A 23,814-nucleotide genomic window follows, 5' to 3' on the forward strand; every position below is an offset into this window, starting at 1 on the left:
TTTGCTCCCCAAAAGACAGACAGAGATCCCTATTTCAACGTCCAGCATCACTTTGCAATAACAAATACTAAACGACACACTGCAGTAATTCACGTTCCAAACGGCAAATTCTAGAGATTTAACTAAGCAATGTAGCGGAAACAAATCTATCTGAGCTTAAGCACCCTCACAAAAATTGAAGCTCACACGCAGCGAAATTACTCTCTTGGTAAGAAAGCTATCAGATAATAAAATGTAACACAAGTATTTGATAATCGAACACCGTATAAATAGGCATGAATAAGATAAATAAAATGCCTGTCATTTATCTTATATAATATAGCTAGCCCTATCAATGATGGCTCAAAGCAATGTATAGATTCTATTCAGCAATAATTGTACAAGTGAAAAATTTTAGAAACTATTCCTGAAAAATTACTTTTTGATTTTTCCTCCCCTTTTTAAAAATCACATTGCTGCCCCCGCTAACAGAGATTCTCCATTATACACCCCACTAGCAATGATTGAATGATAGACAAGCACCTTAAACGATTAAAATACCATTGCATAATCTTTTGCAATCCTCATAAAAACGACATTTCTTTATGAAAAAACACAATTATCGACAAAAACATCCTTCAAGATGGTCATTAACAATTCCTACAGACTGCATAAAAGCATAACAAATTGTTGGACCAACAAATGTCCAGCCACGTTTTTTCAAATCTTTAGAAAGACGAAGAGAAGCAGGAGTGATGGGATTCGCCAACAAGGTTTGAAAATCTATCTTTTCATAACGCTCCGATTGTGGTGGTTGAAAAGACCAAAAATAATGAGACAGACTTCCCCACTCTGTTATAATTTCCTGTGCTCTCAATGCATTATTAAGCACTGAACGAATTTTTCCTTGATGACGAACAATGTCTTTATTCTGCATCAACATTTGCACCCTTATTTCATCATAATGACTAATTTTTTCAAAATCAAAATGATCAAATGCATTTCGAAAAGAAGAGCGCTTTTTTAAAATTATCAGCCAAGAAAGCCCTGCCTGAAAACCTTCAAGGCATATTTTTTCAAACAAAGGGATATCTTCAAAAACAGGTATACCCCATTCATTATCATGATAAGCGCAATAAAGTGGATCCGTTCCCGCCCATGAACAACGAACTTTCCCATCCTTCCCCCTAAGAAGCCCTTCATTAAGCACCACATTTACCATCTCAAAAGAGTGTTCCTTGATCATCGCTCGACTGCTTTGTCTGTTTGTTTTTTGAACGTGTACGAGAAGCAGTTTCCTGTGCCACAACACTGATATCCCCATCAAAAAAGCGCAAATTTATTTGTCTACTTTCAGGAAACTGTACCAACCGCTTAATGGGCTTATTGTCTTGCCCCAAAGCCAAAACAAAGCCACGCTCTAAAATATTCTGATACGAAGTGCTTTTTAAAAGCCTACATGCCAACTCTAACGCCGCACGTTGTTTTTCTACATTGCGCACAAAAGCACGATGAAAACGTGTCGTATATTCCTTGGTATTGCGTTGAGCTTTTTCAGTATTCAACAAACGCGGTGCCAAACGAACACTTAGCGCATGAAAATAAAAACGTTTTTTATCATAACTCACACGAAGAGCACGCTGTAACCGGCTGGAAATTTCATCAAAACCACGCCGTGGTAGAGCAAAAAGTTGGTCAACAGTGGGGAGAGCGCGGACAAGAGCACGCAATTTTTGTTGATGAAAATCAAAAGAACGTGCAAGTCCTTTGCGTAAACGTGCACCAAGCGAGGCCACATACACTTCAAGATCAATCTTGACCGGCACAGCCTTTTCTGCTGCTGCTGTAGGCGTTGGAGCACGCCAATCAGAAACATAGTCAATTAAAGTCCAATCCGTTTCATGTCCAACTGCAGAGATAACCGGTAAGGCAGATGCATAAACAGCACGAACAACAGCTTCATCATTAAACCCCCACAAATCTTCTAAACTTCCTCCTCCCCGCGCAACAATAAGGAGATCAGGTTTTGGAATAAGCCCTTCTGAGGCAAGTGCATTAAAACCTTCAACAGCACTAGCCACTTCGCTCCCACTTGTTTCTCCTTGAACACGCACAGGCCAAACCAAAACATGCAGCGGAAATCGATCAGATATACGATGAATGATATCACGAATAACGGCCCCTGTTGGTGATGTTACAACACCTATAATTCGAGGCATGTAAGGCAAAGGCTTTTTCTTTGTTTCATCAAATAAACCTTCATCGGCAAGCTTTTTTTTGCGATTTTCTAGAAGAGCCATCAAAGCACCAACCCCTGTTGGTTCAAGTGCTTCAATGACAATTTGATATTTTGAAGATCCTGGATAAGTTGTTAGTTTTCCCACAGCAACAACTTCCATCCCTTCTTCAGGAGGAAATTTGAGCTTTTCCATAAAGCCACGCCAAATAACGGCCTCTAACCGCGCCTTATCATCTTTTAAGGCAAAATAAGCGTGACCCGAAGCATGAGCACCACGGTAACCTGAGATCTCCCCACGTACCCGCACATAACCAAACTTCTCTTCAACAACACGCTTTAAAGCCCCTGCTATTTCGGAAACACTAAATTCTGCGACATTCGTTGCAACTGGCTTTTCACTAAACAAACCTATCATTTTTCAACTCTTTACGCCCATTTTTTTGGATGTTTTAAAACAACGCGATCTTTAATTTTTAACTTATTCACCCAATACCGATGACATCAACGAGAGAACAGCCTTTATCCTTAACCTCAAACCAAGGATCAAAATCACCAAGGACTAAAACCATAAAGGCTTAAAATCACTCTATGGAGATCCGCTTATTATTTCATCCGAAATCCTATCAACGACAGTGAAAATATTCAATCTTAACATCCATAAAAACTTATCTCTCTAAAAGAGCTATATTTTGAAAACGCCTTCTCTATACAACATAGAGAGCTGTTAGCGATAAGCTTCAACGTTTTGCAAAGTTTTTAAACCATACGCAAAACATTAAAGATATCAACAACACAATTCATTGTTGTATATTACAACATTTAAAGCCTACTTATTTTTCAATTTTACTATAAAAAACACGGGGTGCACTACTCCAAACCCACTTTTTGACATTAGGTGTCATCGCAACAACGTCATATTGCTGAAAGATAAACGCATAAGGTCCTTTTTGCATAAAATCACGTTGTAAATCAGCATAGAGTTGTGCCCGTTTTTGTGGATCTTTTTGAAACAACGCTTCTTCAACTTTTTGATTCATCTCTGTATCAAAATACCCATGCTGCCAACTAGGATAAGCAGTGTTTTTTGCCTCAAACCGATTATCTGGGTTATAAACAAGACGTGAAGCTATTGTATGAGGATCCGTAGACTCGCTGTTCCATCCGATAAAAGTCGTATCAAAAGCTCGAGCATTCACCTTTGAAAACAACTGCATCCCTGCCATACGTTCAATTTTAAGACGTACCCCTGCCTGTGCTGCACTATCTTGAAGCGATTGAGCAAGAACTAAAGTATAAAGAGTATTAGGGACGAGCAAATTTGCCTCAAATCCATTCGGATAACCCGCTTCAGTTAAAAGTTTCTTGGCTTTTTGAATATCAAGCTTAAAGGGTTGCCCTTCTTTTTCATCTAAAGCCCCAAAGTTGCCAAGAGGGACAAAACTTGCCCGCGGCATACCAACATCTTTAAGAAGTTTTGTGTTAAGACCTTCATAGTCTATGAGATAGCGCATCGCCAAGCGTACTTTTTCCTTCGCAAAAATGGGATTTGTTGTATTAAATCCCCAGTACATCATGGTTGGCACCAACACCTTTTCGACTTTAACATTTGTTGTTTTTTGCAAATCTGCGAGATCTTCAGGGGTCAAATCACGAGCAACATCAATATCGTGCTTCTGCAACAACAAACGTTGTCTTCCAAGCTCTGCAACATGACGAATGAGAATCTTTTTCAGTTTCGGTGCTGGTCCCCAATAATGAGAACTTGCATGCAACAAAAGAGATTCCCCAGGGTGCCAACTTTTTAACTGATAAGGACCAACACAAGCAGCATGCGTTTTCAAATACTGATTGCCCATATCGCCATCTTTTGCGTGCTTCATAATTGTCTTACGATCAAGCAAAGCAGTCGCACGACTTGCAACAATATTATTAAGAATAAACTCTGCTGAATAAGGCTTATCAAATTTCATCACCACCGTTTTCTCATCAAGAGCTTGCAAAGCATCATCAACATTTTGTTCTGTAATTCCATATTCATTAAAAATTGCAGCATTACCCATCTTCAATTTGATAGCCCGCTTCATCCCCCAAACAAGATCATTGGCGTTGGCTAGTCTACCATCATTAAACTTCAAACCATCACGCAAATGAAAGGTAATCACCGTACTGTGATCATCCCCAGAAACATCCCAATGTTTTGCTAATGCCGGAACTATTTTCGTTGGATCATCTGTCGCTGTACTGACCAAGTTATCACAAATATTTTCAATAATTTCACTTGCATAAATATCATTGATTTGCGCAGGATCAAAAGTACTGACGGCATCGAGATTCCAAGCCATTACAAGGATATTAGCCGGTGTTTTTGCTAAAACCTGTTGCGCAACCATTCCAAGTGCCATAAGAGCAGAGACAAGAAAACTGCTCCTTTTCAATATTTTTCTTTTCAAATTCATCGACTTCTCCTTTTAACGTTTATTGTATAAATTTCCCATGCAGCAAAATCACGCAAAATAATAAAACAAAGCAAACCACAGGCTTTAAAAGACAAAGTTTTAAAATTCTTAAGGACAATATAATTTGCCAACCATTTCTTCTCCTCTCACCTCTAGGTTATCCCCCAAACGTACAAAGAGAAATACTCTAATAAACAATGGATATTCATCAATAAAAACAAGATTTTTTCTCTCTCTTTTTGAACAAGTTTGTCTTTTCTTTATTTCTGGTGTTTCTTCTCTTTTGACGTTTTTTTTAATGTCATCAAAGCACTCTCCCTGTTGGCTCAAGTGCCTAACAGTAAACAATCTTCATAATAATTTGACATTTCAATAAAACAGAAAAATTCATCAACTTGGCAAGTGCAACAACTTTTATCCCTTCTTCAAGAGGGATTTTGATTTTTTTCATTACTTACCGCAAAATAACCTCCTCCAATATGCATCGTAGCGGCTTTGAAAGCAAAAGAAAACATGAGAACCATAAAAACCTAATATTCCTCGCCCCCCAGACAAAACTTTTCTTCAACATTGCAAAGTCTCTGTTCCTTTAGCAAGGTTAAATTCGGCGACAGTTGTTGCATTAATTTTTTCAGCAAATAAATTGATCTATTTTCAATTCAGAAGATTTGAAATATTTAGTCTTCCCCCCCATAAAAATACTTCTTTAATGAAAGTGAAAAATCTCTTTTAAGATGGAGATCTTGAAAAAGCATTCAGCAACATATTCCCCTTTTATTCACAACCTTCGACGTATTGCAAAGCTTGAAAACTTATGTAAAACGTTGAAGATATCATGACTATACTTTTTTATGCTTTACAAAGAAAATTTATTTCTCAACAGAAGCATAAAAAATACGTGGTGCATTATTCCACGCCCATTTCTTAACATAAGGTGTCATAGCGACAACATTATAGACCTGATAGATAAAAGCATAAGGTCCCTTTTGCATAAACTCACGTTGTAAATCAGCATAGATTTGTGCCCGTTTCTGTGGATCTTTTTCAAACAGAGCGTCTCTTACCTTTTTATTCATATCTTCATCAAAATAGCCATGGCACCAACTAGGATAACCAGTGTATTTAGCTTCAAATCGATTATCAGGGTTTAAAATAAAACGTGAAGCCATCGTATGAGGATCGGCAGAAGAATTATTCCATCCTATAAAAATTGTATCAAAGCTACGTGCATAAAGTTTTGAAAACAATTGCGTACCGATAAAATGTTCAATTTTAAAACGCACACCTATTTTTTTTGCATTGTTTTGGATAGACTGGGCAATGGGCAAAGCAAAAGGATAAGGAGATTTTCCCGCAAAAATATTGGCCTCAAAACCATCCGGATAACCTGCTTCCGTTAAAAGTTGCTTAGCTTTTTGAAGATCAAGTTTAAAGGGCTGACCTTCTTTTTCATCCAAAGCACCAAAATTACCAATGGGAATAAAGCTTGCCCGTGGAATACCAACATCTTTCAGAAGAGTCTTTCCAAGAGCGTCATAATCGATAAGATAGCGCATCGCCAAACGCACTTTTTCATTGGCAAAAATAGGGTTTGTCATATTAAACCCCCATAAGATCATCGATGGCGCCAATATTTTTTCAATCTTAATATCTGTTGTTGCTTGGAGATCTGCTATATCCTCTGGCATCAAATTACGTGCCACATCGATATCATGTTTTTCCAATAATAAACGTTGTGTTCCAGGCTCAGCAATATGACGAATGAGGATCTGCTTCAATTTGGGTGCCTCTCCCCAATAATGGGAACTTGCGCGCAACAAAATCGCTTCTCTAGGGTGCCAACTTGCTAACTGATAAGGACCAACACAGGCGGCATGGCTTGCCAAATAGCGGTTTCCCATATCACCATCTTTTTCGTTTTTCATAAGTGTTTCACGATCAAGCAAAGCGGCAGTGCGATTAGTGGAAATATTGCTCAAAATAAGCTCTGCTGGATAAGGTTTATCAAATTTCATCACCACTGTCTTCTCATCGGGTGCTTGAAAAGCCTCATCAACATTTTGTTCTGTGATACCATATTCATTAAATGTTGCTGCGTTAGACAGCTTCAATTTAACAACCCGCCTCATCCCCCAAACAAGATCATGGGCATCGGCAGACCGGCCATCATTAAATTTCAAATCATCGCGCAAATGAAAAGTAATCACCGTACTCTGGTCATCGCTTGCAACATCCCAACTCTTTGCCAAAGAAGGAACGATTTTAGTTCCATCATTCTTAGCCGTATCAATCAAATTGTCACAAACATTGACAACGATTTCAGCACCATACCGATCATTGAGCTGCGCAGGATCAAAATTACTGATCGCATCAATGTCCCAAGCCATCACGAGCGTATCGGCAGGTGTTTTTGCTGCAACTTGTTGCACAAACATTCCCAATGCAATAGCACCAGAAATAAAAGGACTACTCCCTTTCAATATTTTTCTTTTTAAATTCATAGATTTCTTCCTTTTAAAGTTTATTGCGTAAATTTCCCATGCAACAACCACATGCAAGAAATCATAAGATAAGGCTTAGAAAATACACCTCCTCGAGATAAAATCTCAAAGCCTTCGAACAGTCACAGCGCTTCCTCTAACCACATCTGTAAACTAAAGCAAAACATACAACGGAAAACGACCTGATAAACGATGAATACATCGTGAATGATTATCTGTTGGTGATGTTACAACACCTATAACTTTGAATATCCAAAGCGAAGGTCTTTTTTACTTCATAAAAAACTTCTTCTTCAAACATCTTTTTGCGATTTTCTAAAAAGAGTCTTCAAAGCACCAACTTCGGTTGGTTTAAACGCCTTAATCATAAGGCAATATTTCGATGATGCTCATAAGCGCTATTGTTAACAATGGTCACTTCCATCCTTGGTCACAAGGAAATTTGAGTGTTTCCATGCCCCCATACCAAAGAACATCCTTAACCGCGTCTTATCATCTTTTAAAAAAGATGATATAATCTGAAGCATTAGCTCCACAATAAGCTAATATTCCCACGCATAGCTGCATATAACCAAATTTTTTCAACAACACATTTTAAAGTCCCCCGCTTTTTCTAAAAACACTAAATTTTGCTCTCTTTATTGCATCTGTTTCTTTAACAAACAAATTTATTATTTTTTTAGTTCATTTAATATTGAAATATTCAATCTTAATATCTATTTATATTCGTTTTATCAAAATAGATAGCCCTTCTCTCAAAAAAAAACTATTCTTGGAGTTATTCTATAATGCACTTTATCGATAAGCTTCGATATTTTGCAAAGTTTTTAAGCCTTATGCAAAACATCGAAGCTATTATCATCACATTCATTGTTGTATATGACAACATTTAAGGCATACTTATTTTTCAATTGCATTATAAAAAATACGTGGTGCACTATTCCACACCCATTTCTTAACATCAGATGTCATAGCAATAATACTATATGTCTGATAGATAAAAGCATAAGGTCCCTTTTGCATAAAATCGCGCTGTAAGTCAGCATAGATTTGTGCCCGTTTCTGTGGATCTTTTTCAAACAAAGCGTCTCTTACCTTTTTATTCATATCTTCATCAAAATAGCCATGACACCAACTAGGATAACCTGTGTTTTTAGCCTCAAATCGATTATCAGGGTTATAAACAAGGCGTGAAGCCATTGTATAAGGATCTGCAGAATCGTTATTCCATCCCATAAAAATTGTATCAAATCCCCGTGCGTAAAGTTTTGAAAACAATTGCGTCCCTACAAAATGTTCAATTTTAAAACGCACACCTATCTTTTTTGCATTGTCTTGTATGGACTGAGCAATGGGCAAAGCAAAAGGATAAGGAGATTTTCCTGCAAAAATATTGGCCTCAAAACCATCCGGATAACCTGCTTCTGTTAAAAGTTGCTTAGCTTTTTGAAGATCAAGTTTAAAGGGCTGTCCTTCTTTTTCATCCAAAGCACCAAGATTCCCAATGGGAATAAAGCTTGCCCGTGGAATACCAACATCTTTCAGAAGAGTCTTTCCAAGAGTTTCATAATCAATAAGATAGCGCATTGCCAAACGCACTTTTTCATTGGCAAAAATGGGATTTGTCATATTGAACCCCCACATGATCACAGATGGCGCCAATACTTTTTCAATCTTAATATTTGTTGTTGCTTGGAGATCTGCTATATCTTCTGGCATCAAATTACGAGCCACATCGATATCATGTTTTTCCAATAATAAACGTTGTGTGCCAGGTTCAGCAATATGACGAATGAGGATCTGCTGCAATTTTGGTACCTCTCCCCAATAATGGGAACTTGCACGCAACAAAATCGCCTCGCCAGAACGCCAGTTCACTAATTGATAAGGACCAACACAAGCAGCGTGACTTGCCAAATAACGATTTCCCATATCACCATCTTTTTCGTTTTTCATAATTGTCTCACGATCAAGCAAGGCAGCAACACGAGTAGTAAGAATATGCCCAAGGATTATCTCTGCTGGATAAAGCTTATCAAATTTCATCACCACTGTCTTCTCATCGGGTGCTTGAAGAGTAGAATCAACATTTTGTTCTGTAATTCCATATTCATTAAATATTGCCGCTGCAGACAACTTTAATGTAACAATCCGCCTCATCCCCCAAACAAGATCATGGGCATTTGCAGGGCGGCCATCATGAAACTTTAAACCATCACGCAAATGAAAAGTAATCACCGTTCCCCCACCCTCATTTGAAACATCCCAACTCTTCGCTAAAGAAGGAACGATTTTAGCTGCATCATCTCTAGCTGAATCGATGAGGTTATCACAAATATTGGCAACAATTTCATTTCCATAACGTTCATTGATCTGCGCAGGATCAAAAGTCTCAATTGAATCAAGATTTAAAGCCATCACAAGGGTATCGGCAGGTGTTTTTGCTGCAACTTGTTGCACAAACATCCCCAGAGCAAGAACAGCAGAAGTAAAAGAACTACCCGCTCTTAATATTTTTCTTTTTAAATTCATAAATTTTTCCCTTTAAAGTTTATTGTGTAAATTTCTCATGCAACAATAACATGCAAGATAAATAAAGATCAGGCTTTTTAAAAACACCTCCTAAAGATAAAATACCAAAGACTTCGAACAACAGTCCCCTTTCTAACGGCACCTGTAAAATAAAGCAAAATATACAACGAAAAATGATCTAATAGACGATGAATAATACCATTAAGTGACAGCTTTTTATTGATAATGTCATAACACCTATAAGTTGGGACATATAAGACTAAGGCAAAAGTTTTCTTTTTTTCATCAAACAGGACTTTTTTCTTTAAAAATCTGTTTACAACTTTCTAAAAAGAGTCTTCAAAGAATCAACTTCGGTTGGTTTAAAAGCCTTAATCATAATTCAATATTTTGATAATCCTCATAAGCATAGTTTCTAATAATGGCCACTTGTATCCTTGCTCATAAGGAAATTTAAGCATTTTCCTAAAGTCAAACCAAAAGATAAATCCTAGCACCTCACATCTTTTAAGCAAAGGAGATATAATGTGAAACACTAGCAACACAAGAAACTCATATTCCATGTATCTGCATATAACTAAATTTTCTTCAACAACACATTTTAAAATCCCCCGCTCTTTCTAAAAAGACTAAATTCTGCTCTCTTTATTGCATCTGTTTTTCTAACAAACAAATTTATTATTTCTTTGTAGATTGAAATATCTACGTTTAATATCTATATATATTTTGTCAGGGCGAATATTTTTCTCCCAAATAGGATGTCTTGAAGTTACATTCTATACACAACATAATTAATTTATAATAGCATATTCGACGTATTAAAAAACTTTCACCGTTATACAAGACGTCGAAATTTTATAAAATTCCCCATAAATTCATAAAAGGAATACTATGAAAGAATCTCGAAAAATGCCAACAGAACATGAACGCGTTTCAGCAACCAGTGCAGAAGTCACCCCAGTATTACAAGGTGGTAAACTGGAAAGAGAAGTAAGAAAAAACAATAAAAAAAATGCTATTTTTTCTTTTTAATGTATATTATGCAACAAGAGCACAAAATATTCCAAAGTATAAAAAATGAACCAAAAGAAAAAATTGTCCACTTCTCTTCATAGATTTCTTGGAGGAACATCAAGGCATGTTACTCTAAAATTGCTTGCCCTCTCATTCCTCGTTGGCATCATAATGAACTTTTTTGGTTGGACACCTAGAGGGCTTATGCACAGAATAATAAAATTTTTTAAATCTCTCTGGGAAACAGGATTTATAACTCTTGCAGACCTCTACTATCTCACCATGATGGGAGCTATCATTGTTGTACCTATTTTTATTATTTTACGCATCCTTCATAAAAAATAAAAGTCTTAACGTTTCTTTCTCACTAATCTTTTCGAAAAATCAAACGGCATAAGAAGCCTGTACTCATAGCCACAATCACTGCAAAAACACCATATAAGAAACTATGCTTTTGAGCTGCATGAAAAATTGTATAAGCAATATGTGCTTTAACGATTTCAAGAGTTGTGGTTGTGCTATCAATAAACTGTCCATTGCGAAAAAGATAAGCACGAACCTGATAATGCCCAACAGGGATATTTGCTGGCAAACGAAAATATGCTGTAAAAAGCGCCCCAGAGCCAAAACGAACGCCACCTACTTCCTCATGATACAAATCTTTTGCGGTTTGCAATTTTATCAATTCATTACGAAAGATTTGTACCTTCTTCTGATCTTGTTCATCCGTCTGCAGGAACAAATAGGATAATCCTAGACCCAAGCGTTTATACTCTTCAACACGTGCAATCTCATCAATCGCACGTGTTGTGACCATAGAATAAAAAAGAGGAACATTTTTAAAAATAAGGGAATCTGCATTCACCCAAACACCAGCATTGCGTTTTTTTTCCCGCATAACCATTGGGCGCGCTTGTCCCTCCAAGCTTACAACAACATCATAGGGATTTTGTCGAGAATATAACGGATCAATATTTTCTAAAACACCAGCAATATAAAGATCACGACCATCGAAATGCGCATCAACCGTAATTCTATTTGTTGTTACAATAACTTGGATGGTTTCATGATGAACAGGATCAATGAATGCGGCTTTCGCGCCAACATGTGCTAAAGCAGAAAAAGAAACGATACAAAAGCAGCCTACAATGACGCATAAAGAAAATAATCTACCCATTTTTATCTCATAAAAATATTCAGAGAGAAAAGATTATCAGGGCGTATAAATAATTGAAAAGCAAGACGCATACAGACAATCAACACTAAAAACGCAAGAGCCATACGCAATTGTTCAGCCTTTAACTTTCGTCCAGCCCGTGTTCCATATTGCGCACCAATACTGCCCCCAATCATCAATAAAAAAGCCAAAACAATATCAACAGACTGATGAGTCACACTTTGCAAAACTGTGGTAAAAGAAGAAACAAACGTAATCTGAAAAAGGGAGGTTCCAATTACCACACTGGTTGGGACTCGCAGTAGGTAAATCAATGCCGGTATCATAAAGAAACCACCACCAATTCCCATAATAGAAGATAACAATCCAACAATGAGACCAATCGCTAAAACTGGAACAATGCTAACATAAATCATAGATGTGCGAAAACGCATTTTTAAAGGCAAACGATGAATCCAATTATGTCTACCAGCAAAACGAATATTGACTTTTTCTGCCTTGCGCTGGCGTATCATATCGCGCCAACTTTCAATAATCATCAAGCTTCCAATGCTGCCAAGAAGTATCACATAAAGCAATGAAATCATGAGATCCAATTGTCCCAATTTCTTTAGAACAGAAAAAATCTGAATTCCGATTAAAGAGCCCATCCCCCCTCCAATCACTAAAAAAATCCCAAGTTTAATATCAAGGGTGCGTCTTCTAAAATGTGTAATTGCTCCCGTCACAGATGATGCAATCATCTGATTAGCTCCTGTTCCAACAGCAATAGCAGGAGGAATATTATAAAAAATCAATAAAGGTGTGATAAGAAAACCACCACCAATACCAAAAAGACCTGAAAAAAATCCTGCAACGACTCCCATACCAATCAAAATCAGCATATTGAGCGACATTTCAGCAATTGGCAAATAAATACTCACTTATAAAACCTTCAAGATAATTCGAGAGCCCTCTCTCATAAGCTCCTTCTCCAGAGTTTTTGCGCATATTTGAAAAGAGATTTTTAAATGCCAGACATGGTCTTTATAAAATTAGGCTTTATAAAATTATAAATTTGCAACATATCTCATGTCACTTAATCAACCCCAAAAATTTAAAAAATGCGCTCCTCTTAAAAAGCTATAAAAGCATAACGTTATCACTGCCAAAAATGCAATGATTAAAAAACACCGAAAAAAATTTTCAGAGGAGAACCTAAAAAAAGAACCTTCTCTGGGATTTTGTATTTAAGGGAGAAACGCAATCATTCTCACCGCAACAACCAGATGTTTGAACATCAGAACAACTTTCTTCTCTTGTAGAAGGTTTTACAATTTTCTCAGCCTCTTTTGAAAAAGACTTTGTAGCATCCTCTGGCAAAGAGTTTTTATTCACCTGTTGCACGACCTTTGCCAAATTGCTTTGGCTTGAAGTTATATCGTTTTGTTTTGAAAAGTTTGATCCCTCTTGGAGCAAAGAGCATTCTTGTTTCTCTTCCCTTCCCATATCAGCAAGTTTCTGCACAACGGAATCAAGCGGTTTTGAACCAGCCATACGCCGTGTTACCATTGCTTTTTCTAAGCTCTTTTTTTCGCTATGCAAACTCTGAAGAAGCATTTTAATTTGCTCTAAATGCTCAAAAAGCTTTTTTTCTTTTTGGCGACGCATATAGTACTCAGCCAAAATTGCTCGACTAATATCATCCAAATAAGATTTAAAATTCTCTTCGACAAAACTTTGTGAAGTCACATGGCCAGGTGAATGTTTCATCTGCATTTGTGCATAAACAGAGCGTAATTTTTTAGCAATGTCTGACATAGTGACTTCGGCAGACGTGCCCACTTTTTCTTTTTGCTCAACAACAAAAAAAGGGGTTTTATCTTGCTCAATCTTCTCTACAGTATGACTCTTTCTATTCAAAAACGCTACCCCTCATTGTGCTTATAAATGTTACGCTCTCTTAATTTTCTGCAAAGAATCGCATAAATAATAGGAAAGTGTGCTCTATTTTAGTAAATAGAGCTTTAAGAACTTTCAAAGCATTTCAATAAATGATCTTTATTTTTTCTATTCTCAAAATTTCAATGAAGAAAGCATTTTACCATTTTGCTTTGTTTCTCTTTTTGCCATTATAGAGCCATTGCCTTCATTAACTTCACCAATGGAACGAAAAAAGATATTTTGTGCTTATTCTGATATCATTTACCATTCTGTATTTCTTTTATTTTAGGTTCTTTTAAAACTGTTTTTGTAAACTATAACACAAGACATTCACTTGAAATAAATGTTCCTTGTTTTTACTTTTAATTCAAGAGAAGGTAGCAATGATGAAAGTGCACATAAGAGAAATGAATAACAATGATAAAAAACAAGCAAAGTTGAAAAAGCTTATATCATAAGAAAGCTAATTATAAGTGGGATTGCTTTCTAAACAATTTGGTTTCTTATCATTATTACTATAAACTTATCATCATACAAACAAAGAGGATCATCATGAAGATAATTGTCGCTGTCAAACGTGTTGTTGATTATAACATCAAGATACGCGTCAAATCCGATAGCACAGGCGTTGATCTATCCCACGTAAAAATGTCTATGAACCCTTTTGACGAAATAGCTGTGGAAGAAGCAATCCGCCAAAAAGAATCCGGTAACATTTCAGAAGTTGTTCTTGTTTCAATTGGACCAGAAGCCGCACAAGAAACTTTACGAACAGGACTTGCCATGGGAGCGGATCGCGCCCTTCTTATAACGACAGAACAAACGCTTGAACCCTTAGCAATTGCTAAAATTCTTAAAGTCATTGTTCATGAAGAAAAACCAGATATGGTCTTTTTGGGAAAACAAGCTATTGATGACGATAGCAATCAAACTGGACAAATGTTAGCGGCTCTTCTTGGTTGGGGGCAAGCAACTTTTGCCTCAAACTTACACATAGAAAATGGACACGCAACTGTTATCCGCGAAGTCGATAATGGTACCCAAACCCTTTCACTCCCTCTTCCCATAATCATGACTGCTGATCTTCGCTTAAACGAACCGCGTTATACTTCTCTGCCCAATATTATGAAAGCAAAAAAGAAAAACATTGAAAAAAAGGCACTTGCTGATCTTAGCATAGATACACAAGCACGCTTAACAATCCTGAGCGTTGAAGAGCCCAAACCGCGTCAATCTGGTATAAAAGTGGCAAATGTAGAAGAACTGGTCAATGCACTAAAACAAACAAATCGCATTTAATATTCAATAATCTAGATTAAAAACAACACTGTGTAAAAAGGCAAAAACTTATGGCAATTCTTTTATTAGCCGAACCTCATACAGAGGAAACCGCCAAAGCGCTCACTGCTGCTCTTGAAATTAGCAATGATATCGATATTTTGATTTGTGGAACAAAGGTGCAAAAATTTGCTGAAAACACAGCAAAACTCGCGGGTGTGCGACAAGTCCTTATTGCTGAAGCAGATTACTTAGCACATCAACTTGCCGAACCTATAGCAAATACAATTATCAACTTAGCAAATGATTATGATGTGATCATGGCTGCCTCTACCAGCACTGGCAAAAATGTCATGCCGCGCGTGGCTGCTCTTCTTGATGTTATGCAAATTTCAGATATTATTGCAGTCCTTGCACCAGATACCTTCAAAAGACCAATTTATGCAGGCAATGCACTTGAAACTGTACGCAGCCATGATCATAAAAAGGTGATCACAGTTCGCACAGCCTCTTTCCCACCAACACCTTTCCAAAATAACACAGCTCCCCTTAAAACAATAACACCAGCCCCCAATCCGAACCTCTCTACTTTTATAACAGCAGAAACCAGCAAAACTGATCGCCCTGACCTTACCTCAGCACGTGTTATCATCTCAGGCGGACGTGGTCTTGGTTCACAAGAACAATTTATGGCACTCCTTCTCCCCCTTGCAAAAAAACTAAAAGCGGCTTTAGGTGCCAGCCGTGCAGCCGTTGATGCAGGCTATGCTCCTAATGATTGGCAAATTGGACAAACGGGCAAAATCGTTGCCCCTGAGCTCTATATCGCCGTTGGCATTTCCGGTGCAATCCAGCATTTAGCCGGTGTAATGGACGCACAAATTATTGTTGCGATTAATAAAGATGCAGAAGCCCCCATCATGCAAATTGCTGATTATGCCCTTGTTGCTGATCTTCACCAAATTATTCCAGAGTTGGAGAAAGCCTTATAAACCATGAATGCACCTTCGCATCACCAGCGTGAAAGCATGGAATTTGATATAGTCATCGTCGGAGCAGGACCAGCAGGACTTTCTGCTGCAATTCGCCTAAAACAAGTGAACCCTGACCTTTCTATCACAATCGTTGAAAAAAGCGCAGAAGTTGGTGCACATATTCTCTCTGGTGCAATTGTTGATCCCATTGGTATTGATACACTCTTACCAGAATGGAGAAACGAACATGATCATCCCTTCAAAACACCTGTCACCAAGGATCAGTTTTTTTTTCTAAAGCCACAAAATGCCTCACTCTTTCCCAATGTTCTTCGCCCAAAAATCTTATCAAATGATGGATGCTATATCGTTTCACTTGGAAGTGTTTGCCGTTGGCTTAGCAAAAAAGCCGAAGCGCTTGGTGTTGAGATCTATCCTGGTTTTGCCGTATCAGATACCCTAGAGAACGATCACGGAGCTATCATTGGTGTTCTCACATCTGATATGGGACTTAACAAAGATGGAGCGCCTGGAAAAAATTATATGCCTGGTATGGCTTTATTGGCAAAATATACTCTTATTGCCGAAGGAGCACGTGGCTCCCTAGCAAAACAGCTGATACAAAAATTCGATCTTAGCAAAAACCGTGAACCACAAAAATTTGGTCTCGGTCTCAAAGAGCTGTGGGAAATTGATCCTCAAAAACACCAATGTGGTTTAGTTCAACATTTCGCCGGTTGGCCCTTAGACAATGATACCGGTGGTGGCGGTTTTCTTTATCACCAAGAAAACAATTTAATTTCTGTCGGTTTTGTTGTGCACTTAGATTATAAAAACCCTTATCTTTCTCCCTTCGAAGAGCTCCAACGTTTTAAAACACATCCCAAACTCTATGAAATCTTCAAAGGTGCAAAACGCCTTTGCTATGGAGCACGCGTCATTAGCGAAGGCGGTTGGCAATCTGTACCAAAACTATCCTTTCCAGGGGGAGCATTAATCGGCTGTTCTGCTGGTTTTGTTAATGTCCCTCGTATCAAAGGATCACACAATGCCATCTTATCTGGCATATTAGCCGCCGATAAAATCGCTAGTGCTCTTGCGCAAGGTCGCGCCCATGATGAAGTCATAGAAATCGAAGAACATTGGCGCCAAGGTCCCATTGGCAAAGATCTTTATCAAGTACGCAATGCCAAACCCCTTTGGGTAAAATATGGCACAAAATATGGAATGAAGCTTGCCGGGCTTGATATGTGGTGGCAACAATTGTTCGGATTTTCCTTCTTTAAAACACTCTCCCATGGAAAGGCAGATTATGCATGTCTTGAACCAGCAGCAAAATTTCAACCCATCATCTACCCAAAACCAGATGGTATTGTAACCTTTGACCGCCTTTCCAGTGTCGCGCTTTCCAATACACATCACGAAGAAAACCAACCTTGTCATTTAAAAATAGCCTCATTAGAAAAGCAAAAAGACTCCGAATATGCAGTCTATAGCGGACCTTCTACGCGCTATTGTCCTGCTGCTGTTTACGAATGGCTAGAGCATAATGATCAAGAAACTTATGTGATCAATGCTTCAAACTGTATACATTGTAAAACCTGCGACATCAAAGATCCTAACCAAAACATCAATTGGACATGTCCGCAAGGCAATGAGGGACCACTTTATCTCAATATGTAATGATGATTCATTCTAATAGAATGAGAGCTTATAAAACAGAGGCAATAAGAGCTCTTCCTCTCAAATCAAAATCCCATACAATATCTTCAATGCACCTGTTCTTTCATAAAAAAACACCTTTTATGCAAATTTTACAATAAAATGTTTCCACACCATGCATCACTTTTTTTATCAGCGAAATAATATGCTGTTATGAAAAACTTTTATGTACAAGAACAAAGTAACCACGAAGGCATTTTTGCCATTTTACTATAAAGACAAATCATCACCCATCTTCACTATTTTTTTCATTCAGGCTTTAAGAGCTGAAAAAACAGTCGTCGCAATATCTTTAAAGAGCGAGGACGAAAGCCACCAAGCGTAATGATCTTTTGCATGCATGAAAGGATAAGTTAACACTCTCATTCTTTTTTACCAATTTACCAACTGAAATATTGGCTCCCTCTGTATTTGAAAGCATTTATAAGAAACATATTACGCACTTCTTAAAAGATTGATCTATCTTATGAGAGTAAAAACAAATAGTTTTTTCTTCACGATTTAAGAGAGATCGAAAAGAAAGAAGCTTTCTGTGTTCAATCTGTTTATTCAACCCCAAAACAATGAATTGTCTTTTATAAATCAACTGACAACCGTAGAAAAACTGACTATCGATCTGCTTGCGCTTAAAAAATAAGAGAGAGCAAACAATGTCATAGATCTGTGTTCATCTCATAAAAAACACGCAATATCACTCTTATAAGATTAAGATAAGGAAATATTGACTAAGTCTTTTTCGGAGCATTTATTTTTTGCAAAGTGGTCTCAAGAGCCGTGATTAAAGCATCCCGTCCCCCTTGGCGAGAAAAACAATTTGACAAAAGCTCATTCGTTCCCCCCTTCGTTGAAAATTCTTTCTCAAGCATTGCAAAATCAAGGGCTGCAGAACTCTCTGCCGCTATAATTTTACGCATTTCATCCGTAAGATTTCCAAACATCATAGCAAGAAAATCTGCCGACTGCTGCTTCTTTAAGCCTTTCGCTATAAACCACTGATGCGCTGTATCTATAAAATGAAAATAAACCCCCATGAGTGAACCAGCCGTCATGAAAAGATTAAACTGCTCTTCTGCCTCTAACACCAATGTACCTCCCAAAGCATCAAATAAATTTCGCAAAAATGGGTGATCAGGATAAATCGGCGTTAAATTTTTGCATTCTGCTACAAACGGCAATGGCACAGCACGATAAACCTTATGGTTAATCCATTCTTCAACTTCTGTTACTTTTGCCATGGCGAGCACGGAAACAACAAGCTGTTCTGGACGAAAACGAAGAGAACACAAAACTTCTTCGGCAATTTGATTGGGCAAACAAAGGAAAACACAATCACTAATATCCAGCAATGCTTGATTGTTTTCAGCAATTACAACCTTATCATAATGATGTGAAAGCTGCTCTGCTCTTTGTGCATTGCGTGGTGAAATAATAACAGAAGAAACATCAAATTTGCTTCTCATTAAACCATCGACCATTGAAGCACTGATTTTACCCGTACCCAAAAAGCCAATCTTCATTTCTATTCCTCATTTCTAACAATTTTAAAGGGAGCTCAACCAACAGTTCATAGATTTTAACTAACATAAACACCAATTGAGGAAGCAACACAGAGCATAGCAAGAATAATCAAGAGCAAATAAGCTTTAGGCTTATCAAAAAGAACCGCAAAAGCAGAAAACCAACCAACAATAGCTGCCGCTAATGCAAATAAAAAACCTGGTTTATTCATAAGCACAATATGCATTGCCATTAAGCCACCAATAATCAGTGCTCCAAAAACAATTAATAAACCCGTCGCAAATTTTTCGTAATCATCCATATTTTGCTCCTCATAGCACTTAAATTGTTGCACAGTTTGTTTATCTCATGTGCTCCATAAAAACGAAATATTACTCATTTACCATGGTTGAAACAGTATAGAAACTCTTATTTATCAGATGTAAAAAATGCTGGAATATGCTGCGGCCAACGCCACGGTAAAATTGCAATCAAATCAAAGCGTACACACAAAAGAGCGCGATCTTTTTGTCGCGCCAACCAAATATCGGCAGCAGCCTCAATGCGCCTCTCATTCACCCGAGAAACTGCAGCCATTGCTTCAACCAATGTTGGTCGTGCCTTTACCTCAACGATTAACACAAGATTTCCCCGCCGCGCAATTAAATCAATTTCACCACATTTTGTTTTAAAACGAATTTCAGCAATATGAAACCCTTTGAAACGCAACCACCAAGCAGCCCATTTTTCTGCACGAATCCCTCGGTAAAAAGACTTTTGCCTGCGCTCTTTTTGCATAAGTTCACGCATTTTTTAAAACATTTAACCGTTGAAAGAGTTCTTGTTTTTTTAAGCCGGTCTTTTTTGCTACCAACGCTGCTGCCTGAGCAGCAGAATGCGTCCCTGCCAATTCCAATAACATATCATCCACTTCTTGATCACTCATCACTTGCACAGAGGAAAGTGCTTGCCCAACAAGCACAACAATTTCCCCACGAATGTGCTCCTGTTTCCTATAACTTTCCAACAAATTTCCTAAATTGGAAACATCCACTGTTTCAAACTTTTTTGTTAATTCACGACAGATTGCCGCAGGACGATCAGCAGAAAAAAGAGAAACCATATCCTGTAAAGACTCAACCAGACGATGGGGTGATTCATAAAAAACCAACGTTGCCGGAATAGCTTTTAATTGTTCCAATCGCTTTTGGCGCTGTATCTTGCGCGCACTCAAAAAACCAGCAAAGAAAAAACTATCGGTAGGAAGCCCAGTTGCAATGAGAGCCGCCAAAAGAGCTGATGCACCAGGAATTGGCACAATTTTATAACCGGCTTTACGTGCTTCTTCTACCAAACGAAATCCCGGATCAGAAATCAGCGGTGTCCCTGCATCGGATACAAGTGCCACGCTTTTATTTTCTGCTAAAACCGCTAATAACTTTGGTCCTGCCTTTTTTGCATTATGTTCATGATAAAGAAAGGTTTTTTTCTCAATACCATAGCGTTCCAACAAAACACGTGTTACCCGTGTATCCTCACAAGCTAAAATATCAACTCCCGCAAGCACCTGCAAAGCACGAAGAGTGATATCAGCAAGATTTCCAATAGGCGTTGCCACAAGATAAAGTGCTGGTTCTATAAAGGGTGCAGAATAAGCATGCCCACCTATAAAATATACTTTCTCACCCATGAATTTCTTTCATACTCAAAGTCTCCCTCTTTCCTCTTTACAAAATCCGAGCGAAAATTTTTATCCATAAACCGCTCATTTTTGCCAAAGCCTCTTTGCCAACAGGAAAAAATCAAAAGCCCTAATAACCACGCGTGCCACAAGCCACAATAAGATGAAATACTCAAACCTTCCATGCTTTATTTCAAACGTTATAACACCTTTTTGATCATCACTACCGCTTCCCACACAACAAATGACCAGTGCGATCCGCCATATCAACCCCTATGCCCCCAAAACCTCTCCAGCAAAAACCAAAAAACGCGGTTTGCTCATCCCTCTTTTTCACCTTTTTTCCACCCTTTTAAAGTAAAATTTCCCAAATCATTTCCATAACCTACTTTTCAAAGATCCACCTTATTTAAAAACAGTCCCCAGTAAATATACATCACCCCTCTTAGTACCACTAATAACGGCTTTCATTATCGTTAAAAAGCACACAAGCACTCTTAAAATTTTGAAATTTTGCAAATTTCTCCCCAAGATTTACAATACTATGATGAATATCCTTAATCCTATAGATAAAAGGACTTTTTGCCCCCAAATGAACTACCTTGTTATGGAATACACAACCTTAAAATACAGTGACATTTTCTTTCATCGGTTTCTTTAAAACCATCTTTTGGAAAACCTTTTACAATTTATACAATTTTTCCTAAATGTTTGCTGTTTTGCCATCTTTTATCTTTGACGAAAATACTAATATCTCCTTTTCTCTACCTCTGTGCATTATCTCTGGATCTATATAGTTTAGGGCCCCTTAAATAAATCATTCAACTGCCTAATCGGTTGTGCTTTTCTTTAATCTTGAGCGGATTCGATCTAAGAATGAGAACTTCACACAGGAAAATCACCAACAAAATAATGTTTTATGTTGTAAATCATTATCTCTTAGCAAATTTTAAGAAAATTTGTTTTTTATTTGCTCCACAATCACACGATAAAGCTTAGCATACTCCCCATCAGGCTGAGCAACAAAAATTGGCACGCCATCATCTGAAGAACACCGTAAAGCCGCATCAAGCGGCATTTCTACTAAAAAAGGAACCCCTCGGCGTTTTGCTTCTGCACGTGCACCACCATAACCAAAAATATCGTAGCGTTTCCCCGTATCAGGAGCAATAAAATAACTCATATTCTCAATGAGCCCTAAAATAGCAACATCGACTTTCATGAACATTTCTATCGCTTTACGCGCATCAACCAAGGCAAGATCCTGCGGAGTAGAAACAATCAATGCACCCGTCAACTGCACTTGCTGAGCAAGTGTCAATTGTGCATCCCCTGTACCTGGCGGCATATCAACCACCAAAACATCCAAAGGCCCCCATAAAACATCTCTAAGCAATTGTGTCACAGCTGCCATCACCATAGGACCACGCCATACCACCGGCTTTTCTTCTTCAACCAAAAATCCCATCGACATTAACTTAAGACCAAATTTTTCAAGAGGTTGAAGCTTTTTTCCATCAATGAGTTGTGGTTTTTGATTAACCAGTCCTGTTAAACGTGGTAAAGATGGACCATAGATATCTGCATCCATCAAACCTGTTTTAAAACCAGAATCTTGCAAAGCTAAAGCGATATTGATCGCCATTGTAGATTTACCAACCCCTCCCTTCCCAGAAGCAACAGCAATCACATGCCTTACACCTTCTATCGGCATTTTTACAGGCAATCCACTTCTACGTTTTGATGCAGAAAAAACTGTATTTCTATGTGTCTGAGAAGAGAGTTTCGGTTTTTTTTCTGCCGTAAGCGTGACAACAGCAGATTCAACGCCCTCCATAGCGCATACCACTTCTTCAGCAGTACGGCGCAAGAATTCCCAATCTTGTACACGCCCATCGGGAACTGTAATGGAAAAAAAAACTTTTCCATGAGCAATTAATATCTCTGAAAGAAGCCCCAATGATACAATATCGCTTTCAGAATCCGGCGCTTTAACTTTATATAACGCATGGCGAATAGCCTCACTTGTAATAGGATTCACGCTCTTTCCTCTCTATATAAATGCCAGAAAATATAGCAATAAAGCCCCAAAACACATCCACGTGATCACCTGAAATTTCATACTTTTTAAAAAACGATATTATTAAAGCCTAAATATTGATAGCTTATCTTTTTTAACACATGAAACCAACCCAAATAAAAAAGGCACGCATAAAATCTTCTATAATTCTATAAAATTTCATAAAACCGATTTTTCTTACAATAACACCACGAATTTTATACCAAATTCCTAAAGAGCTAAAATTGAGAAAACTTCTTATGCTTATAAAACAAGTACACTTTACGATAATCATACAACAACAAATTATGATTCTTTTCCCCGCTTTGAATAGCTTGAGTATTCACTTTTGCTATATTAAAAAATAACGGCCAATTGAATCATTGTAACCAATGATTATTTTCTTCAAACTTTAAAGCATTACGAATATAATACACACCCACGGCAGATTTTTACAGAGCAAGAAAATAATCTACGATTGACTTTTTTTATGTTTTTCCTTATGGATTAGCATTTGTATAAGAGGATAAGACTGTTCATCTAGTGCATAATTGCCATAGAATTTAAGAAGGGCCGCACTCCGCGGTATTGAAATAAATGAAACGTACTTACCAACCATCTAAACTTGTCCGCAAACGCCGCCATGGATTTCGTGCACGTATGGCAACGGCTGGTGGCCGTAAAGTGATCGCTGCAAGGCGTGCTCGTGGACGTAAGCGTTTATCCGCTTAACTGTTTAAATTTTCACAGCAGTTGAGTATTGCTCATCATTTTACCGTTGT

18 protein-coding genes and 1 pseudogene are annotated in these 23,814 nt (G+C 37.8%); 6 read left to right on the top strand and 13 right to left on the bottom strand.

Features of this window, described 5'->3' with window-relative positions; genetic code table 11:
• Positions 1–598: 598 nt before the first annotated feature.
• The 5 genes from BN202_RS02655 to BN202_RS02680 form a co-directional block, all read right to left on the bottom strand.
• Positions 599–1,225, bottom strand: coding sequence for a DNA-3-methyladenine glycosylase I (locus tag BN202_RS02655; RefSeq protein ID WP_019218980.1), 627 nt, complete (start codon positions 1,223–1,225; stop codon positions 599–601).
• Positions 1,203–2,630, bottom strand: a complete 1,428-nt coding sequence (gene xseA / locus BN202_RS02660; protein WP_198005538.1) for an exodeoxyribonuclease VII large subunit — start codon at positions 2,628–2,630, stop codon at positions 1,203–1,205. The genes BN202_RS02655 and xseA overlap by 23 nt, the downstream gene beginning before the upstream one ends.
• A gap of 418 nt (positions 2,631–3,048) precedes the next feature.
• A complete protein-coding gene (locus BN202_RS02665; protein ID WP_019218982.1) occupies positions 3,049–4,674 on the bottom strand; it encodes an ABC transporter substrate-binding protein in 1,626 nt (541 codons plus the stop codon).
• Between the two features lie 869 nt (positions 4,675–5,543).
• Entirely contained in the window at positions 5,544–7,175 is a 1,632-nt protein-coding gene (locus tag BN202_RS02675) for an ABC transporter substrate-binding protein (protein ID WP_019218986.1), read from the bottom strand.
• A 900-nt stretch (positions 7,176–8,075) separates the two neighbouring features.
• Entirely contained in the window at positions 8,076–9,707 is a 1,632-nt protein-coding gene (locus BN202_RS02680; RefSeq protein ID WP_019218987.1) for an ABC transporter substrate-binding protein, read from the bottom strand.
• Between the two features lie 891 nt (positions 9,708–10,598).
• On the opposite strand from BN202_RS02680, the gene BN202_RS09890 reads away from it, so the two are divergent.
• The gene (locus BN202_RS09890) at positions 10,599–10,739 is read left to right on the top strand and encodes a hypothetical protein (protein ID WP_019218989.1); all 141 of its coding nucleotides are present in this window, start codon (positions 10,599–10,601) and stop codon (positions 10,737–10,739) included.
• Positions 10,740–10,784: 45 nt separating this feature from the next.
• The gene (locus BN202_RS10240) at positions 10,785–11,066 is read left to right on the top strand and encodes a DUF6460 domain-containing protein (RefSeq protein WP_019218990.1); all 282 of its coding nucleotides are present in this window, start codon (positions 10,785–10,787) and stop codon (positions 11,064–11,066) included.
• Between the two features lie 22 nt (positions 11,067–11,088).
• On the opposite strand, the gene BN202_RS02695 is transcribed toward BN202_RS10240, so the two are convergent.
• From BN202_RS02695 to BN202_RS02705, 3 genes and pseudogenes are all read right to left on the bottom strand, one after another.
• The gene (locus BN202_RS02695; RefSeq protein ID WP_019218991.1) at positions 11,089–11,898 is read right to left on the bottom strand and encodes a TIGR02186 family protein; all 810 of its coding nucleotides are present in this window, start codon (positions 11,896–11,898) and stop codon (positions 11,089–11,091) included.
• 2 nt (positions 11,899–11,900) lie between these two features.
• Positions 11,901–12,821 carry a sulfite exporter TauE/SafE family protein gene (locus BN202_RS02700; protein WP_019218992.1) on the bottom strand — a complete coding sequence of 307 codons (921 nt, stop codon included), beginning with the start codon at positions 12,819–12,821 and terminating at the stop codon, positions 11,901–11,903.
• A 159-nt stretch (positions 12,822–12,980) separates the two neighbouring features.
• Positions 12,981–13,800: pseudogene (locus tag BN202_RS02705) on the bottom strand (hypothetical protein).
• A gap of 573 nt (positions 13,801–14,373) precedes the next feature.
• Between BN202_RS02705 and BN202_RS02710 the strand changes: the two are divergent.
• The 3 genes from BN202_RS02710 to BN202_RS02720 are packed head-to-tail and all read left to right on the top strand — an operon-like array spanning position 14,374 to position 17,756.
• Positions 14,374–15,120, top strand: coding sequence for an electron transfer flavoprotein subunit beta/FixA family protein (locus tag BN202_RS02710; RefSeq protein WP_019218994.1), 747 nt, complete (start codon positions 14,374–14,376; stop codon positions 15,118–15,120).
• Between the two features lie 50 nt (positions 15,121–15,170).
• Entirely contained in the window at positions 15,171–16,091 is a 921-nt protein-coding gene (locus BN202_RS02715) for an electron transfer flavoprotein subunit alpha/FixB family protein (protein WP_019218995.1), read from the top strand.
• A 3-nt stretch (positions 16,092–16,094) separates the two neighbouring features.
• On the top strand, positions 16,095–17,756 hold the full coding sequence (locus tag BN202_RS02720; protein ID WP_019218996.1) for an electron transfer flavoprotein-ubiquinone oxidoreductase: 1,662 nt from the start codon (positions 16,095–16,097) through the stop codon (positions 17,754–17,756).
• 764 nt (positions 17,757–18,520) lie between these two features.
• Here BN202_RS02720 and BN202_RS02725 read toward each other — a convergent pair.
• The 5 genes from BN202_RS02725 to BN202_RS02750 all read right to left on the bottom strand — a co-directional run bounded on the left by BN202_RS02725 (position 18,521) and on the right by BN202_RS02750 (position 23,014).
• On the bottom strand, positions 18,521–19,312 hold the full coding sequence (locus BN202_RS02725; protein WP_019218999.1) for a pyrroline-5-carboxylate reductase: 792 nt from the start codon (positions 19,310–19,312) through the stop codon (positions 18,521–18,523).
• Positions 19,313–19,368: 56 nt separating this feature from the next.
• Positions 19,369–19,614: a hypothetical protein gene (locus tag BN202_RS02730; protein WP_019219000.1), complete on the bottom strand. Its 246-nt coding sequence runs from the start codon at positions 19,612–19,614 to the stop codon at positions 19,369–19,371.
• A 107-nt stretch (positions 19,615–19,721) separates the two neighbouring features.
• Positions 19,722–20,090, bottom strand: coding sequence for a YraN family protein (locus tag BN202_RS02735; RefSeq protein ID WP_034987084.1), 369 nt, complete (start codon positions 20,088–20,090; stop codon positions 19,722–19,724).
• A gap of 4 nt (positions 20,091–20,094) precedes the next feature.
• Entirely contained in the window at positions 20,095–20,982 is an 888-nt protein-coding gene (gene rsmI, locus BN202_RS02740; RefSeq protein WP_019219002.1) for a 16S rRNA (cytidine(1402)-2'-O)-methyltransferase, read from the bottom strand.
• 940 nt (positions 20,983–21,922) lie between these two features.
• Positions 21,923–23,014: an Mrp/NBP35 family ATP-binding protein gene (locus BN202_RS02750; RefSeq protein ID WP_019219005.1), complete on the bottom strand. Its 1,092-nt coding sequence runs from the start codon at positions 23,012–23,014 to the stop codon at positions 21,923–21,925.
• A 615-nt stretch (positions 23,015–23,629) separates the two neighbouring features.
• On the opposite strand from BN202_RS02750, the gene rpmH reads away from it, so the two are divergent.
• Positions 23,630–23,764, top strand: a complete 135-nt coding sequence (rpmH, locus tag BN202_RS02755; RefSeq protein ID WP_005864709.1) for a 50S ribosomal protein L34 — start codon at positions 23,630–23,632, stop codon at positions 23,762–23,764.
• Positions 23,765–23,814 lie beyond the last annotated feature (50 nt).

This window comes from Bartonella florencae (genome assembly GCF_000312525.1).
Taxonomy (GTDB): domain Bacteria; phylum Pseudomonadota; class Alphaproteobacteria; order Rhizobiales; family Rhizobiaceae; genus Bartonella; species Bartonella florencae.